This is a genomic window from Roseobacter sp. FCG-D35 (assembly GCF_033436665.1).
Classification (GTDB): domain Bacteria; phylum Pseudomonadota; class Alphaproteobacteria; order Rhodobacterales; family Rhodobacteraceae; genus JAWQFO01.
Genome location: NZ_JAWQFO010000007.1, coordinates 137,284 through 150,816 on the forward strand (window position 1 = coordinate 137,284; position 13,533 = coordinate 150,816).

The 13,533-nt window shown below is 66.2% G+C and carries 12 protein-coding genes; 3 read left to right on the plus strand and 9 right to left on the minus strand.

Annotated elements, in window-relative coordinates; all coding sequences use genetic code 11:
- Nucleotides 1-23: 23 nt before the first annotated feature.
- The gene (locus R5H30_RS16385; RefSeq protein ID WP_318329612.1) at nt 24-1,556 is read right to left on the minus strand and encodes an acyl-CoA carboxylase subunit beta; all 1,533 of its coding nucleotides are present in this window, start codon (nt 1,554-1,556) and stop codon (nt 24-26) included.
- A gap of 172 nt (nt 1,557-1,728) precedes the next feature.
- On the opposite strand from R5H30_RS16385, the gene R5H30_RS16390 reads away from it, so the two are divergent.
- Both R5H30_RS16390 and R5H30_RS16395 read left to right on the plus strand, forming a co-directional pair.
- Nucleotides 1,729-2,949 carry a multidrug effflux MFS transporter gene (locus tag R5H30_RS16390; RefSeq protein ID WP_318329613.1) on the plus strand — a complete coding sequence of 407 codons (1,221 nt, stop codon included), beginning with the start codon at nt 1,729-1,731 and terminating at the stop codon, nt 2,947-2,949.
- A gap of 108 nt (nt 2,950-3,057) precedes the next feature.
- Entirely contained in the window at nt 3,058-4,458 is a 1,401-nt protein-coding gene (locus R5H30_RS16395) for a helix-turn-helix domain-containing protein (protein ID WP_318329614.1), read from the plus strand.
- Between the two features lie 3 nt (nt 4,459-4,461).
- Here R5H30_RS16395 and R5H30_RS16400 read toward each other — a convergent pair whose 3' ends face one another.
- The 7 genes from R5H30_RS16400 to R5H30_RS16430 all read right to left on the minus strand — a co-directional run bounded on the left by R5H30_RS16400 (nt 4,462) and on the right by R5H30_RS16430 (nt 12,077).
- Entirely contained in the window at nt 4,462-5,112 is a 651-nt protein-coding gene (locus R5H30_RS16400) for a thermonuclease family protein (protein ID WP_318329615.1), read from the minus strand.
- A gap of 66 nt (nt 5,113-5,178) precedes the next feature.
- Entirely contained in the window at nt 5,179-6,837 is a 1,659-nt protein-coding gene (gene betA / locus R5H30_RS16405; protein WP_318329617.1) for a choline dehydrogenase, read from the minus strand.
- A 22-nt stretch (nt 6,838-6,859) separates the two neighbouring features.
- The gene (betB, locus tag R5H30_RS16410) at nt 6,860-8,317 is read right to left on the minus strand and encodes a betaine-aldehyde dehydrogenase (RefSeq protein ID WP_318329618.1); all 1,458 of its coding nucleotides are present in this window, start codon (nt 8,315-8,317) and stop codon (nt 6,860-6,862) included.
- 49 nt (nt 8,318-8,366) lie between these two features.
- Nucleotides 8,367-9,875 carry a choline-sulfatase gene (betC, locus tag R5H30_RS16415; RefSeq protein ID WP_318329619.1) on the minus strand — a complete coding sequence of 503 codons (1,509 nt, stop codon included), beginning with the start codon at nt 9,873-9,875 and terminating at the stop codon, nt 8,367-8,369.
- Nucleotides 9,872-10,447, minus strand: coding sequence for a choline-binding transcriptional repressor BetI (betI, locus tag R5H30_RS16420; RefSeq protein ID WP_318329620.1), 576 nt, complete (start codon nt 10,445-10,447; stop codon nt 9,872-9,874). Before betI ends, betC begins: the two co-directional genes overlap by 4 nt.
- Before the next feature lie 76 nt (nt 10,448-10,523).
- Entirely contained in the window at nt 10,524-11,429 is a 906-nt protein-coding gene (locus R5H30_RS16425) for a DMT family transporter (RefSeq protein ID WP_318329621.1), read from the minus strand.
- A 48-nt stretch (nt 11,430-11,477) separates the two neighbouring features.
- The gene (locus R5H30_RS16430; protein WP_318329622.1) at nt 11,478-12,077 is read right to left on the minus strand and encodes a LysE/ArgO family amino acid transporter; all 600 of its coding nucleotides are present in this window, start codon (nt 12,075-12,077) and stop codon (nt 11,478-11,480) included.
- Between the two features lie 207 nt (nt 12,078-12,284).
- Between R5H30_RS16430 and R5H30_RS16435 the strand changes: the two genes are divergently transcribed.
- Nucleotides 12,285-12,572 carry a hypothetical protein gene (locus tag R5H30_RS16435; RefSeq protein ID WP_318329623.1) on the plus strand — a complete coding sequence of 96 codons (288 nt, stop codon included), beginning with the start codon at nt 12,285-12,287 and terminating at the stop codon, nt 12,570-12,572.
- A gap of 75 nt (nt 12,573-12,647) precedes the next feature.
- On the opposite strand, the gene R5H30_RS16440 is transcribed toward R5H30_RS16435, so the two are convergent.
- On the minus strand, nt 12,648-13,388 hold the full coding sequence (locus R5H30_RS16440) for a YebC/PmpR family DNA-binding transcriptional regulator (RefSeq protein WP_318329624.1): 741 nt from the start codon (nt 13,386-13,388) through the stop codon (nt 12,648-12,650).
- Between the last annotated feature and the right edge of the window lie 145 nt (nt 13,389-13,533).

Sequence of the window (13,533 nt, forward strand, 5' to 3'; positions counted from 1 at the left end):
CCAACCGATCATCCCGGTTCCCCTCACAGCGGAATGTTGTCGTGTTTCTTCCAGGGAAGGTGCGTCGTCTTGTTGCGCAAGGACGCAAACGCACGCGCCACGCGCTTGCGCGTTGTGCGTGGCTGGATCACCTCGTCGACAAAACCGCGCTCGGCCGCGACGAAGGGATTGGCAAAGCGCGCCTCGTAGTCGGCGGTGTGCCGGGCGATCTTCTCGGGATCGCCGAGATCGGCGCGATGGATGATCTCGGTTGCGCCCTTGGCACCCATCACGGCGATCTCGGCCGTGGGCCAGGCGTAGTTGAAATCGGACCGCAGGTGCTTCGAGGCCATGACGTCATAGGCCCCGCCGTAAGCCTTGCGGGTGATCACCGTGACCATCGGCACCGTCGCCTGCCCGTAGGCAAAGAGCAGTTTGGCGCCGTGCTTGATGACGCCGCCGAACTCCTGGCTGGTGCCGGGAAGAAAGCCCGGCACGTCGACCAGCGTCAGCAGCGGGATCTCGAAGGCGTCGCAAAACCGCACGAACCGCGCCGCCTTGCGCGAGCTGTCGATGTCGAGACAGCCGGCCAGCACGAGCGGCTGGTTGGCCACCACGCCCACGGTGCGCCCTTCGATCCGGACGAACCCGGTGACGATATTCTTGGCGAACTCGGCCTGGATTTCGTAGAAATCGCCCTCGTCTGCGAGCTTCAGGATCAGCTCTTTCATGTCGTAGGGGGTGTTGGCGTTCTCGGGAACCAGCGTGTCGAGCGAAGGTTCGATCCTGTTGGGATCGTCGAAGAAGGGCCTGACAGGCGGCTTCTCGCGGTTGTTCGACGGCAGGAAATCGACCAGCCGCCGCACTTCGGCCAACGCTTCGACGTCGTTCTCGAAGGCGGCATCGGCGACCGAGGACTTGCGCGTGTGGGTGGCCGCCCCGCCAAGCTCTTCGGCCGTGACCTGCTCGTTGGTGACCGTCTTGACCACGTCGGGGCCGGTCACGAACATGTAGGAGGTGTCCTTCACCATGAAGATGAAATCGGTCATCGCCGGGCTGTAGACCGCGCCGCCTGCGCAGGGCCCCATGACCACCGAGATCTGCGGGATCACACCCGAGGCCTCGATGTTGCGCTGAAACACCTCGGCATAGCCGGCAAGGCTCGCCACGCCCTCCTGGATCCGCGCGCCGCCGGAATCGTTGATGCCGATGACCGGGGCGCCGTTCTGCACCGCCATATCCATGATCTTGCAGATCTTCTGGGCATGGGTTTCGGAGAGCGAGCCGCCGAAGACGGTGAAATCCTGGCTGAAGACGTAGACCAGTCGCCCGTTGATCGTGCCCCAGCCGGTCACCACGCCATCGCCGGCGGGCTTCTGCTTTTCCATGCCGAAATCGGTGCAGCGGTGGGTGACGAACATGTCGAATTCTTCGAAGCTGCCCTCGTCGAGCAGCAGATCGACACGCTCGCGCGCGGTCAGCTTGCCGCGGGCGTGTTGCGCCTCGATCCGCTTCTGCCCGCCGCCCATGCGGGCCGCCTCGCGACGGTCCTGCAGTTCCGCGATGATGTCCTTCATTCCGCCCCCTCCGACCATTTCGGCGCACCTTATCGCCGCGCGGGATACAACCGAAGCGGATTCTCGCAAATTTGCAAATCCTATGCACACCTAAAGATGCTAAGTGCAAACTTGCGAACTCAAGCATCGTGAAGGATGGACAGTTCTCACGGCGGCGGATACTTGCGTTTGCATGGAACACGCGACCCGGGTCCGATTTCTCGACCGTTCGACAGCTCCGCACATTTCGACGTTGATCCTGCTTTCGGGCATGTCGGCGATGGTCATGAACATGTACCTCCCGAGCCTGCCGAAGATGACGGAGCATTTCCAGACCGAGTACGGCACGATGCAGCTGTCGGTCTCGCTCTACCTTTTCGTCAGCGCCATCCTGCAGATCTTCATCGGACCGATCTCGGACAACGTCGGGCGGCGGCGCGTCATCCTCTGGGGGCTCGGCATCTTCCTTGTCGCCACCTTGGGCTGCGTCGTGGCACCCACCGCCGAGACGTTCCTGATTGCGCGCATGTGCCAGGCGATGGTCGTCGTGGCGATGGTTCTCAGCCGCGCCGTCGTGCGCGACCTCTACACGCAGGACAAGGCCGCGTCGATGATCGGCTATGTCACCATGGGCATGGCCGTGGTGCCGATGATCAGCCCGATGATCGGCGGCGTCCTCGACGAGTTCTTGGGATGGAAGGCGAACTTCTGGGCGCTGTTCATCATGGGGGCGCTGACCTTTGCGCTGGCCTGGGCGGATCTCGGCGAGACGGCCGCCACCAGCAGCAAGAGCCTGCTGGGACAGTTCGGCGAGTATCCCGAGTTGCTGGGCGCGCCGCGGTTCTGGGGTTACTCGCTGGCCGCGGCCTTCTGTTCGGGCTCGTTCTTCGCCTATCTGGGCGGGGCGCCGTTTGTGGGATCGGTGGTATTCTCGCTCTCGCCGGCTCAGCTCGGCCTCTTCTTCGGCGCTCCGGCGATCGGCTATTTCGCCGGCAACTTCCTGACCGGGCGTTATGCCACGCGGTTCGGAGTCAACCAGCTCGTGTTCTGGGGATGCATCTTCAACGCACTTGGCGTCGCGATCTCTCTGGCGATCTTCGTGTTCGGCACTGGCACACCGCTCAGCTTCTTCGGCCTGATGACCCTGGTCGGCGTCGGCAACGGCCTGGTCATACCCAATGCCACGGCAGGCATGCTGTCGGTTCGACCGCACCTTGCCGGCACCGCTTCGGGTCTCGGCGGTGCCATAATGATCGGCGGCGGCGCGGGCCTGAGCGCGCTCGCGGGTGCCTTGCTTGGCCCCGACACCGGCGCCTTCCCGCTTCTCTACATCATGTTCAGCACCTCGATCGCGGCGCTGGTGTCGATCCTCGTGGTCTACTGGCGCGAACGCCGGCTCGGCGTCGGGGCCTGACCCCGCGCCTTTGCACGACCTTAACCACGATCGGGTAGCTTGCCGCGCGAAGTTTGCAAAGCTAGCCTCGCGCGAAGCAAATTTGCAAATCGCAGCGGGACGAAGCGGATGGCCACGCAAAAACTCTACGCCGGGGCGAAACTGCGCGAACTGCGCACCCGGCTCGGACATACGCAGAAGGATTTCGCGGCCAAGCTTGGCGTGTCGCTGCCCTACCTGAACCAGATGGAAAACAACAATCGGCCGGTGTCGACCACGGTCGTCCTCGCACTGGCGCAGGAATTCGGGCTCGACGTGACCGAGCTGAGCGAAGGCGACAGCGAACGCCTGGTCAGCGACATGCGCGAGGCGATGGCCGACCCGGTCTTCGGCAGCAGCCTGCCGCCAATGGCCGACCTGCGCCTCGCGGCATCGAACGCGCCCGCCTTCGCGCGGGCCTTTCTGGAACTGCACCGCGGCTACCGCGAAATGCAGGAACGCCTGGCCTCGCTCGACGAGGCGCTGGGCCGCGAGGACGCGCGCGCAACACCCTCTCCCTGGGAAGAGGTGCGCGATTTCTTCCACTACTGCGACAACTACATCGACGCGGTCGACCGGGCGGCCGAGCATTTCGCCGAAAGGCAGGGCGGGTTTCGCAACATCCGCGTCGCGGCCTCCTCGGCGCTTGGCAACGCCGGGGTCACGGTCGAATTCGTCGACACGGATCGGCTGCGCCACTTCGATCCCGAGCGGAAGCTGCTCACCCTGTCGCGGCGCGTGGCACCGGAGACGCAGACCTTCCAGATGCTGCTTCAGGTAGCGCTGGTGCGGCAGGATGCGCTGCTCGAGGCGACGCTCGACCTGGCGCGGTTCCACAGCCCCGAGGCGCGCGCGATCGCCAAGATGGGGCTTGCCAACTACTTCGCCGGCGCCGCGCTGATGCCTTACGGAACCTTCCAGCGCCGCGCTTTCGAGTGCCGTCACGATCTCGAGATCCTCGCCAACGACTTCGGCGCATCGATCGAGCAGGTTGCGCACCGCCTGTCCACCCTGCAGCGCCCCGGCGCCAAGGGTATTCCCTTCTTCTTCGTGCGCGTCGACCAGGCCGGCACGATCACCAAACGCCATTCGGCGACGCGGCTGCAGTTCGCGCGCTTCGGCGGGGCCTGTCCGCTCTGGAACGTGCACCGCGCATTCGAGACGCCGGGCCAGTTCCTGCGGCAACTGGCCGAGACCCCGGACGGGGCGCGCTACATCAGCCTGGCGCGCGACGTGTCCAAGGCGGCGGGGCATTTCGGCGCGCCGGTTCGGCGCTTTGCGATCGCGCTCGGCTGTGAGGTTCGGCACGCACGCGATCTCGTCTATGCCGACGGCATGGACATCGCCCGTGCGTCTGCCTTCGAACCGATCGGGATCTCCTGCCGGATCTGCGAGCGTCCGGATTGCCACCAGCGTTCGGTTCCGCCGCTGGAACGCCGGCTCAGCGTCGATGCCAATCGCCGCGACGTGCTGCCCTACCAGGTCGGTTGAGCCTCAGCGCTGGGCCCGGCGCCAGCCCGCAGCCTCGGCCTCGGCGGCGCTGCAGAACCAGCGTTCGCCCTTGTCCGTGCGGATGCTCGTGCGCGCATAGTCGCGCTGGCCCGGCATGTGGTAGATCCTGCCGTTCTTCGAGATGTTGCCCTTGATCGCGCAGGACCCGTCGGCGGGTGTGCCGCCCTGCCCGCGGGATTGCCGGAACTGGGCCGGCGACTGCACCTGGCTGGCGTGCAGCCCGCGATCGTTCACCGCCGCGCGCTTTTCGTCGAGATCGTATGCCATCGAATAGCGGCGATAGGCGAAGGCAAGGCCGTCCGAGACGATCTGCCGGCCCATGTCCGCCCCGCCGACCGCGCAGCGCGCGACGATGCGCTTGTAGCGGTCGATGTCGACGGCCGTGCAGGTCGCCGCCTGTCCCTGGTAGCGCGCGCGGACCTGCGCCGTGACCCAGGCTCCGCATTCCCATTCCACGCCCTGCCGTGTCCGGCAGGTCTGATCCGCCTCCGGCGCGTCGATCCCGTGCAGCCGCACGCGACGCGCGCCCACGTCGAAAGTGTCGCCGTCAATGACGCGCAGACGGCCCGAGAACTCGCTCGCCGACGCGGCAAAAGGAAGGACAAGAAGCAGGAGGCAGAAAATACGGACCATGCCCCGGTATGAACCGGGCGCCGGGGCAAGTTAAGGCCGACGTTAGGGAAAGTTAACGCAGGTGACTCATCGTTGCGCGATCTGCCAGTTCGGATGGACCCAAGGCTCGTCATTGGCCGGGGCCAGCGGATCGCGGCCCAGCAGGTGATCCGAGACCTTCTCGCCGACCATGATCGAGGGCGCGTTGAGATTGCCGTTGGTGATCCTCGGAAAGATGCTGCTGTCGGCCACGCGCAGCCGGTCGACGCCGATCACGCGCGCCTGCGGATCGACGACGGCTTCCGGGTCGTCGGCGCGACCCATCCGGCAGGTGCCGCAGGGATGGTAGGCGCTTTCGGCATGTTCGCGGATCACCGCGTCGAGTTCGTCGTCGCTTTGCGCTTGGACCCCGGGCTGGATCTCGTGCTTGACATAAGGCCGGAAGGCTTCCTGCGCGAAGATCTCGCGCGTCAGGCGGATGCAGCGCCGGAAATCCTCCCAGTCCTCCTCGGTCGACATGTAATTGAAGAGGACGCGCGGATCGGCGGCGGGATCCCCCGAGCGCAGCGTCACCGCGCCGCGCGAAGGCGAGCGCATCGGCCCGACATGGGCCTGGAATCCGTGCCCCTCGGCCGCGGCCTTGCCGTCGTAGCGCACCGCCATCGGCAGGAAGTGGTACTGGATGTCCGGATATGGCACCCCGGCCCGGCTGCGGATGAAGGCGGCGCTCTCGAACTGGTTCGAGGCGCCGAGGCCCGTCTTGGTGAAAAGCCACTGCGCCCCGATGAGCCCTTTCGAGACGAGGTTCCAGTAGCGATAGAGTGTGATCGGCTGGCTCGAGGCCATCTGGATGTAGAGCTCGAGGTGGTCCTGCAGGTTCTGTCCCACGCCGGGCCGGTTGGCAACGATGTCGAGCCCGTGTTCGGCCAGCTGCGCGGCCGGACCGATCCCCGAGAGCATCAGCAGCTTGGGCGAGTTGATCGACGAGGCGGCCAGCACCACCTCGCGGCGCGCGCGGACCACCTCGGTCGCGCCGCCGCGGTCGATCTTGACGCCGATGGCCGCGCCATCCTCGATGATCACGCGCCGCGCCAGACCGCGCACCAGCGTGCAATTCTCGCGGCGAAGCGCCGGGTGGATGTAGGCGTTGGCCGCGGACCAGCGCCGTCCTTTCCAGACCGTCTGCTCCATCGGGCCGAAGCCTTCCTGCTTGCGCCCGTTGTAGTCGTCGGTGACTTCGTAGCCCGCCTGCCGCCCGGCCTCGACGAAGGCGGCATAAAGCGGGTTGAGGCGCGGGCCGCGGCTGACGTGAAGGGGACCGTCGGTGCCGCGCCAGGACGGGTCGCCGCCATGCCCGTTGGCGTGCCAGGTCTCCATCCGCTTGAAATACGGCAGCACGTCGGCAAAGGCCCATCCGTCCGCGCCCTGCTCGGCCCAGTGGTCGAAATCCATCGCGTGGCCGCGCACGTAGACCATGCCGTTGATGCTCGACGAGCCGCCGATGACCTTGCCGCGCGGACAGGCGAGGCGGCGACCGCCCAGATGCGGTTCCGGCTCGGAGGTGAAGCCCCAGTCGTAGCGGCGCATGTTCATCGGATAGCTCAGCGCCGCCGGCATTTGGATGAAGGGTCCCACGTCGCTGCCGCCGTATTCGATGACGATCACCGAGGCCCCGGCCTCGCTGAGCCGGTAGGCCATCGCGCAACCGGCGCTGCCGGCGCCCACGATCACGAAATCCGCTTCCATCACGTTCCCAACCTTGTCGCGCTCAGAACGGCGCTTCGACGTCGCCCATGCGTACGAAGACGGTCTTGAGCTGGCTGTAATGCTCGATCGCCGCCTTGGAATTCTCGCGCCCGACGCCCGAGGCCTTCATGCCGCCGAAAGGGGCTTCGACCGGCGCGTCGTTGTAGCTGTTGATGTAGCAGGTGCCAGCCTCAAACCCGGCGACGACCCGGTGCGCGCGGGCGAGATCGCGGGTGAAGACCCCGGCGGCGAGCCCGAAGGGCGTGTCGTTCGCGCGGCGCATCGCCTCTTCCTCGGTGTCGAAGTCGAAAACCGCCATGACCGGTCCAAAGATCTCTTCGCGCGCGATGGTCATGTCGTCGGTAACGTCGGCGAACACCGTGGGTTCGATGTAGAACCCGTTGCGGTTCAGGCGCTTGCCGCCGCAGACCAGCCGTGCGCCTTCTGCCTCGCCTTTCGCGATGTAGCCCAGCACGATGTCCATCTGGCGCTCGGACACCATCGGCCCGAAGCTGGTCTCGGGCTCCATCGGGTCGCCAATCACCGCCTTCGAGAGGCGTTCGGCCATGCGGTCGAGGAAGGCTTCGCGGATGCCGCGCTGCACGAAGACGCGGGTACCGTTCGAGCAGACCTGCCCCGAGGAATAGAAATTGCCGAGGATGGCGCCGCCGACGGCGTTGTCGAGATCGGCATCGTCGAAGACGATCAGCGGCGACTTGCCGCCAAGCTCCATGGTGACGTGTTTCATGCCCTGTGCCGCGGCGGCGTAGACCTTGCGCCCCGTAGGCACCGAGCCCGTCAGCGAAACCTTGGCCACGCGCGGGTCGTTCACCAGCGCGGCCCCGACCTCGCCCAGGCCTTGCACGACGTTGAAAAGCCCCGCGGGAAGTCCGGCCTCGTACAGGATCTCGGCCACCTTCAGGGCACAGAGCGGCGTGGTCTCGGAAGGTTTGAAAACCATCGCATTGCCGCAGGCCAGCGCCGGCGCGCCCTTCCAGCAGGCGATCTGGGTCGGGTAGTTCCAGGCCCCGATGCCGACGCAGACGCCCAGCGGTTCGCGCCGGGTGTAGGCCCAGTTCTCGCCGAGTTGCACATGCTCGCCCGTGAGACTGCCGGCAAGGCCGCCGAAGTACTCAAGCGCGTCGGCGGCGCTGGTGGCATCGGCGACGGAGGTTTCCTGGTAGGGCTTGCCGGTGTCCTGGGTTTCAAGCACCGAAAGCTCGTGGTTGCGCGCGCGGATGATGTCGGCGGCGCGGCGCAGAATGCGACCGCGCTCGGTGCCCGTCATAGCGGCCCAGGCGGTCTGCGCGCGTTTGGCCGAAGCGAGCGCACGCTCGATCACGTCGGGCGTGGCCGCGTGCACGGTGGCGATGCGTTCGCCTGTCGCGGGATAGATCACCGGGATTTCGGCGCCGGCGGTATCCTCGAGATAGGCGCCATCGATGAAATGGCTGGCGGTGGGCTGGGTGGGATAGGTCATCTCGGAACTTTCTTGCCTCCGGCGGGGATATTTCGAAACCAGAGAGGGATCATTCGCCGCGCGGGAAGCGACGGGCGTCTTCGAGGACGTTGAGGTCCATGTGGTTGCGCATGTACTGCTCGGAGGCCTGGCGCAGCGGCTGGTAGTCCCAGGGGTAATAGCCCCCTTGGCGCAGGGCCTCGTAGACGATCCAGCGCCGGGCCTGGCTGTGGCGGACATCGGCGTCGAAAGCGTCGAGATCCCAGGACGCCTCGCTCTCGGCGCGCAGGCGCGCGAGGGTGTCGGCATGGGTCGGGTCGCCGGCGAGGTTGGTCCGCTCGTGCGGGTCGGCGTCGAGGTCGAAGAGCTGGTCGGGATCGAGCGCGCACCGGTTGTACTTCCAGCGCCCGGTGCGCAGCGAGACCATCGGCGCCTGGGAGCCTTCGGCGGCGTATTCCATGCGCACCGGCTCGCGCCGCTCCGCCCCCTGCCCCAGCGGGACCAGCGAGGTGCCGGTGGTCCAGGGCGCGACCTCGTCCATCGAAACGCCGGCGAGATCGCAGAGCGTGGGACAGAGGTCGATCGTCGAGACCGGGGCGGTGACCAGCTCCGGCGTCATGTCCGGGGCGCTGATCATCAGCGGAACCCGCGCGGAGCCCTCGAAGAAGGACATCTTGAACCAGAGGCCGCGCTCGCCCAGCATGTCGCCGTGGTCGGAGACGAAGACGACGATGGCCTTCTGCCGGGTCGCCTCGAGCGTGTCGAGCAGTTCGCCGATCTTGTCGTCGAGATAGCTTATGTTGGCGAAATAGGCCCGGCGCGACCGGCGGATGTCGTCTTCGGTGATGTCGAAGGCGCGCCAGTCGTTGGCGTCGAACAGGCGTTTCGCGTGGGGGTCCTGATCCTCGTAGGAGATCGCGGGAACTTCCGGCAGAAGGTGCTCGCACTCCGCATAGAGATCCCAGTACTTGCGGCGGGCGACGTAAGGATCGTGCGGATGGGTGAAGCTGACCGTCAGCATCCAGGGGCGGGCATCGGCCCCGCGCGACAGGTCGTAGAGCTTGCGCTGCGCGTTGTAGGCGACCTCGTCGTCGTATTCCATCTGGTTGCTGATCTCGGCCACGCCGGCGCCGGTGACGCTTCCGAGGTTGTGATACCACCAGTCGATGCGCTCTCCCGGCTTGCGGTAATCCGGGGTCCAGCCGAAGTCGGCCGGGTAGATGTCGGTGGTCAGGCGCTCCTCGAAGCCGTGCAGCTGGTCGGGGCCGACGAAATGCATCTTGCCGGACAGACAGGTCTGGTAGCCGGCGCGGCGCAGGTGGTGGGCGTAGGTCGGCACGGCGGAAGGAAACTCGGCCGCGTTGTCGTAGACGCCGGTGGCCGAGGGCAGCTGGCCGGACATGAAGGAGGCGCGGCCGGGGGCGCAGAGCGGGCTGGCGGTATAGGCGTTGCGGAACCGCGTGGACCGCTTTGCCAGCGCCTTGAGGTTGGGCGCGTGCAGCCAGTCGGCGGGACCATCGGGGAACAGGGTCCCGTTGAGTTGGTCGACCATCAGGATCAGGATGTTGGGACGGGTCATCCGGTCTTTCCGGTCAGCACGTTCAGGATCGACAGCGCCGCGGCGCGTGCGGTGTCGGCGCTTTCCGAGCGTGCCAGGGCGGCGCGCAGGTAAAGCCCGTCGATCAGAGCGGCGATGGTTTCGGCGTGGCGTTCGGGGGCATCGCTGATCGGGCGCAGGGCGTGGGTCAGGTTCGAGCGCAGGCGGCGCTGGTAGAGCCGGAGCAGGCGCAGGGTTTCGGGATGAGTCTGGGCCTGTGCGTAGAGCGTCATCCAGGCGCCGATCGTATTGGGCGCGAAACAGGCCGGCGCGAAGCTGGCGGCGATGATCGCCTCGGCGCGCGCGCGCGGTCCGTTTGCCACTTTCAGGCCGCGCACGATCTCGGCCTCGAAATCGCGCAGGATCTGCCGCATGGCGGCGAGGAAGATCTGATCCTTGCCGCCGAAATAGTGATGCGCGAGCGCGGTCGACATGCCGGCACGGCGCGCGATCTGGCCCACGGTCACGTCGAGCGTCCCGCGCGCGCCGATCTCGGCGATGGTCGCCTGCACCAGCGCGGTGCGGCGAATGACTTCCATTCCCACTTTCGGCATGTCCCCGGGTCCCCGATCGATGACAGCCGCAACCCTAGAGCAGGCTTGATTGACTCGTCAATCAACTAAAGCGGCGTCATGTCTTCGTGGCTGGCATCGGCGGGGTCACCGGGCGGCGGTTCAGCACCGCCTCGCGCCAGGTGATGAAGGTGACCGAGCCGAGGATCACCACCCCGCCGACGACCACCCAGATGTCCACGGCCTCGCCGAAGGCGAAATAGCCGAGCAGCACGGCCCAGACGAGCTGGGTGAAGGTGACGGGCTGGGTCACGGTCACGGGCGCGGCCGCGAAGGCGAGCGTCATGGTGTAGTGGCCGGCGGTAGCGCAGCAGGCGACGAGGAACAGGATCCCGAGTTGGCGCCAGGTCGGCATGACCCAGTCTGCGACGGCGAAGGGAAAGAGCGCGATCGTGACAAAGATCGACAGCATCGCGACGACGACGGCGGGGTGAACCTCGTCGGCGACGATCTTGGCCAGCAGGTAGGAGCCGCCGAACAGGATCGCCGTGCCGATCATGGCGAGATGGCCGGAGCTGACCTCGCGAAACCCCGGGCGCAGGATGATCATCGCGCCGACAAGGGCGAAGACGATGGCCGCGATGCGGCGCGCAGCGAGCCGCTCGCCGAGAAACAGTGCGGCGCCCAGCGTGACGTAAACCGGTGCGAGGTAGTTCATCGCCGTCACGTCCGCGAGCGGGATGCGCGGCATGGCGTAGAACCACAGGATCACGCCCATCGCGTGGCAGAAACCACGCAGCGCGAAGAGCCGCCACTGCCGGGGCGTGAGGTGCGCGGCACGCAGCTGACCAAGGGCCGGCACCAGGAAGACAAGCCCGATGACATAGCGCAGGAAGGCCGATTCCGCCGGCGGGATCTCGGGGCCTAGCAGCTTGACGAGGGCGGTCACGCAGATGAAGCAGACCCCGGTAACCAGCATCCAGAAGACACCGGTGACCGGGCGATTGGGTTTGACCGTGCTCATGCGCCCTCTTGATCGCAATTGCCGGGACACCGCAAGGGCGGGCCGTTCTCAGCCCACAAGCAGCTTGACCGCGATGGCCCACATCGTCAGGGCGATGATCCCGTCGAGCACCTGCCAGCTGCGCGGCCGCGCAAAGAGCGGCGCGAGGATGCGCGCCCCGTAGCCGAGGCCGAAGAAGAAGGTGAAGCTCGACAGGATCGCGCCGGACCCGAAGATCCAGGGGTCCGCGTACTGCGCCGAGATCGAGCCGATCAGAAGCATCGTGTCGAGGTAGACATGCGGGTTCAGCCAGGTGAAGGCCAGCGCCGTGAGCACCGTCGCGCGCAGCGTCGGCGCGGCGCGGCCCTCGGCTTCCATCCTGTGGCCGCCCTTCCAGGCCGATCGGGCGCTGCGCGCCCCGTACCAGATCAGGAAGGCCGCACCCCCGTAGCGCATCAGCGGCTCGAACCACGGTAGGGCGCGGGTGATGACACCGATGCCCGCGACCCCGGCGGCGATCAGCAGCGCGTCCGAGACCGCGCAGATCAGGCAGACCTGGAATACGTGGAGGCGCATCAGACCGTGGCGCAGGACGAAAGCGTTCTGCGCGCCGATGGCGAGGATCAGCGAAAACCCGAGCGCGAAGCCGGCAAGAAACGTGGTGATCATGCCCCGGGCCCCAGGTCGCAATTCGTCATCATTGCCTGCGCCGCAGCCGTTCCGAAGTTACTGGGCATGATTTCTTGCAACCAATCACGCTCAAGTGAATGCACGCTGAGCTAGAATCCAAAACTTTTCGTCATTGGGCTGCGTATCTCCTTCAATCCTGCAGGCCAAGTCCCATATACACACCGTCCGCACGAAGGAAGATTTGAGATGCCGAACGATAACCATACACTGGAATTGAACCAGAAGGACCTCGACCTTATCGAGGCTGCGCTACACACGCAGCAAAAGATTCTCTCCGTCCAAAGCGAGGCCGGCGGCATGGGCGCTCAGGAACGCCTGAGCGCGCTGAAGCATCTGATGAAGCGTCTGAGCCGTCAGAAATCCGCCGCGCGAAGCGATACGGCGATCGTGAACGCAATGCCCGCCGGACAGGCTGCCGCCGACAACCCGCCCTGCCAGGGCTTCGGGGTGATTGCACGCAATATTTTCTGCTGACACGCGCAGCGGACCGTGGCGCAAAGTCGGCCGCCCCCTCGGGGGGCGGCTTTTTTTGTTGCGTGACCCTTGCCGTCAGAGCTGCGCCATGACCTCGTCGGTGGCTTCGAAGTTCGTGGTCACCCGCTGCACGTCGTCGTCGTCCTCGAGCGCCTCGACCAGCTTCATCAGCCGCTCCATGCCTTCGAGGTCCATTTCGGTCGTGGTGGTCGGCTTCCAGACCAGCTTGGTCGAGTCCGATTCCCCCAGATCCGCCTCGAGCGCCGTCGCCACGTCGTTGAGATCGGTGTCGGCGCACCAGATCACGTGCCCGTCCTCGCCGCTTTCGACATCCTCGGCCCCGGCCTCGATGGCGGCAAGCATGACCGTGTCGGCGTCGCCGGCGTCCGCGGGATAGGTGATTTCGCCCTTGCGCTCGAACATGAAGCCAACCGAACCAGTCTCGCCGAGGTTGCCGCCGTTCTTGGTGAAGGTCGACCGCACGTTCGATGCCGTGCGATTGCGGTTGTCGGTCATCGCCTCGACGATGACCGCGACGCCGTTGGGCCCGTAGCCTTCGTAGCGGATTTCCTCGTAATCGTCGCCCTCGCCGGCCTGCGACTTCTTGATCGCGCGTTCGATCACGTCCTTCGGGACCGAGCTCGACTTGGCTTCCTTGACCGCGAGACGCAGCCGCGGGTTCTTTTCGGGATCCGGGTCGCCCATCTTGGCGGCGACGGTGATTTCTTTGGAAAGCTTCGAGAAGAGCTTGGCCCGCACGGCATCCTGCCGGCCCTTGCGATGCTGGATGTTTGCCCATTTGGAGTGGCCTGCCATGGATCTCTCTCCGGCTGAATTGAATGACAGGGTCCTATACGTCAGGCGCGCTTGCAGCCGCAAGCCTCTTGCCGCGGCACGCGCCGGGCCGACGTTGCCTTTGCCGCGAAATCGTGGTCAGGACGGGCATCGCCTCTGACCGGAC

What these genes read in the sequence shown, in the direction of transcription:
- R5H30_RS16385 (WP_318329612.1), bottom strand. Translation starts at nt 1,556, where the DNA reads ATGAAGGACATCATCGCGGAACTGCAGGACCGTCGCGAGGCGGCCCGC.
- R5H30_RS16390 (WP_318329613.1), top strand. Translation starts at nt 1,729, where the DNA reads ATGGAACACGCGACCCGGGTCCGATTTCTCGACCGTTCGACAGCTCCG.
- R5H30_RS16395 (WP_318329614.1), top strand. Translation starts at nt 3,058, where the DNA reads ATGGCCACGCAAAAACTCTACGCCGGGGCGAAACTGCGCGAACTGCGC.
- R5H30_RS16400 (WP_318329615.1), bottom strand. Translation starts at nt 5,112, where the DNA reads ATGGTCCGTATTTTCTGCCTCCTGCTTCTTGTCCTTCCTTTTGCCGCG.
- betA (WP_318329617.1), bottom strand. Translation starts at nt 6,837, where the DNA reads ATGGAAGCGGATTTCGTGATCGTGGGCGCCGGCAGCGCCGGTTGCGCG.
- betB (WP_318329618.1), bottom strand. Translation starts at nt 8,317, where the DNA reads ATGACCTATCCCACCCAGCCCACCGCCAGCCATTTCATCGATGGCGCC.
- betC (WP_318329619.1), bottom strand. Translation starts at nt 9,875, where the DNA reads ATGACCCGTCCCAACATCCTGATCCTGATGGTCGACCAACTCAACGGG.
- betI (WP_318329620.1), bottom strand. Translation starts at nt 10,447, where the DNA reads ATGCCGAAAGTGGGAATGGAAGTCATTCGCCGCACCGCGCTGGTGCAG.
- R5H30_RS16425 (WP_318329621.1), bottom strand. Translation starts at nt 11,429, where the DNA reads ATGAGCACGGTCAAACCCAATCGCCCGGTCACCGGTGTCTTCTGGATG.
- R5H30_RS16430 (WP_318329622.1), bottom strand. Translation starts at nt 12,077, where the DNA reads ATGATCACCACGTTTCTTGCCGGCTTCGCGCTCGGGTTTTCGCTGATC.
- R5H30_RS16435 (WP_318329623.1), top strand. Translation starts at nt 12,285, where the DNA reads ATGCCGAACGATAACCATACACTGGAATTGAACCAGAAGGACCTCGAC.
- R5H30_RS16440 (WP_318329624.1), bottom strand. Translation starts at nt 13,388, where the DNA reads ATGGCAGGCCACTCCAAATGGGCAAACATCCAGCATCGCAAGGGCCGG.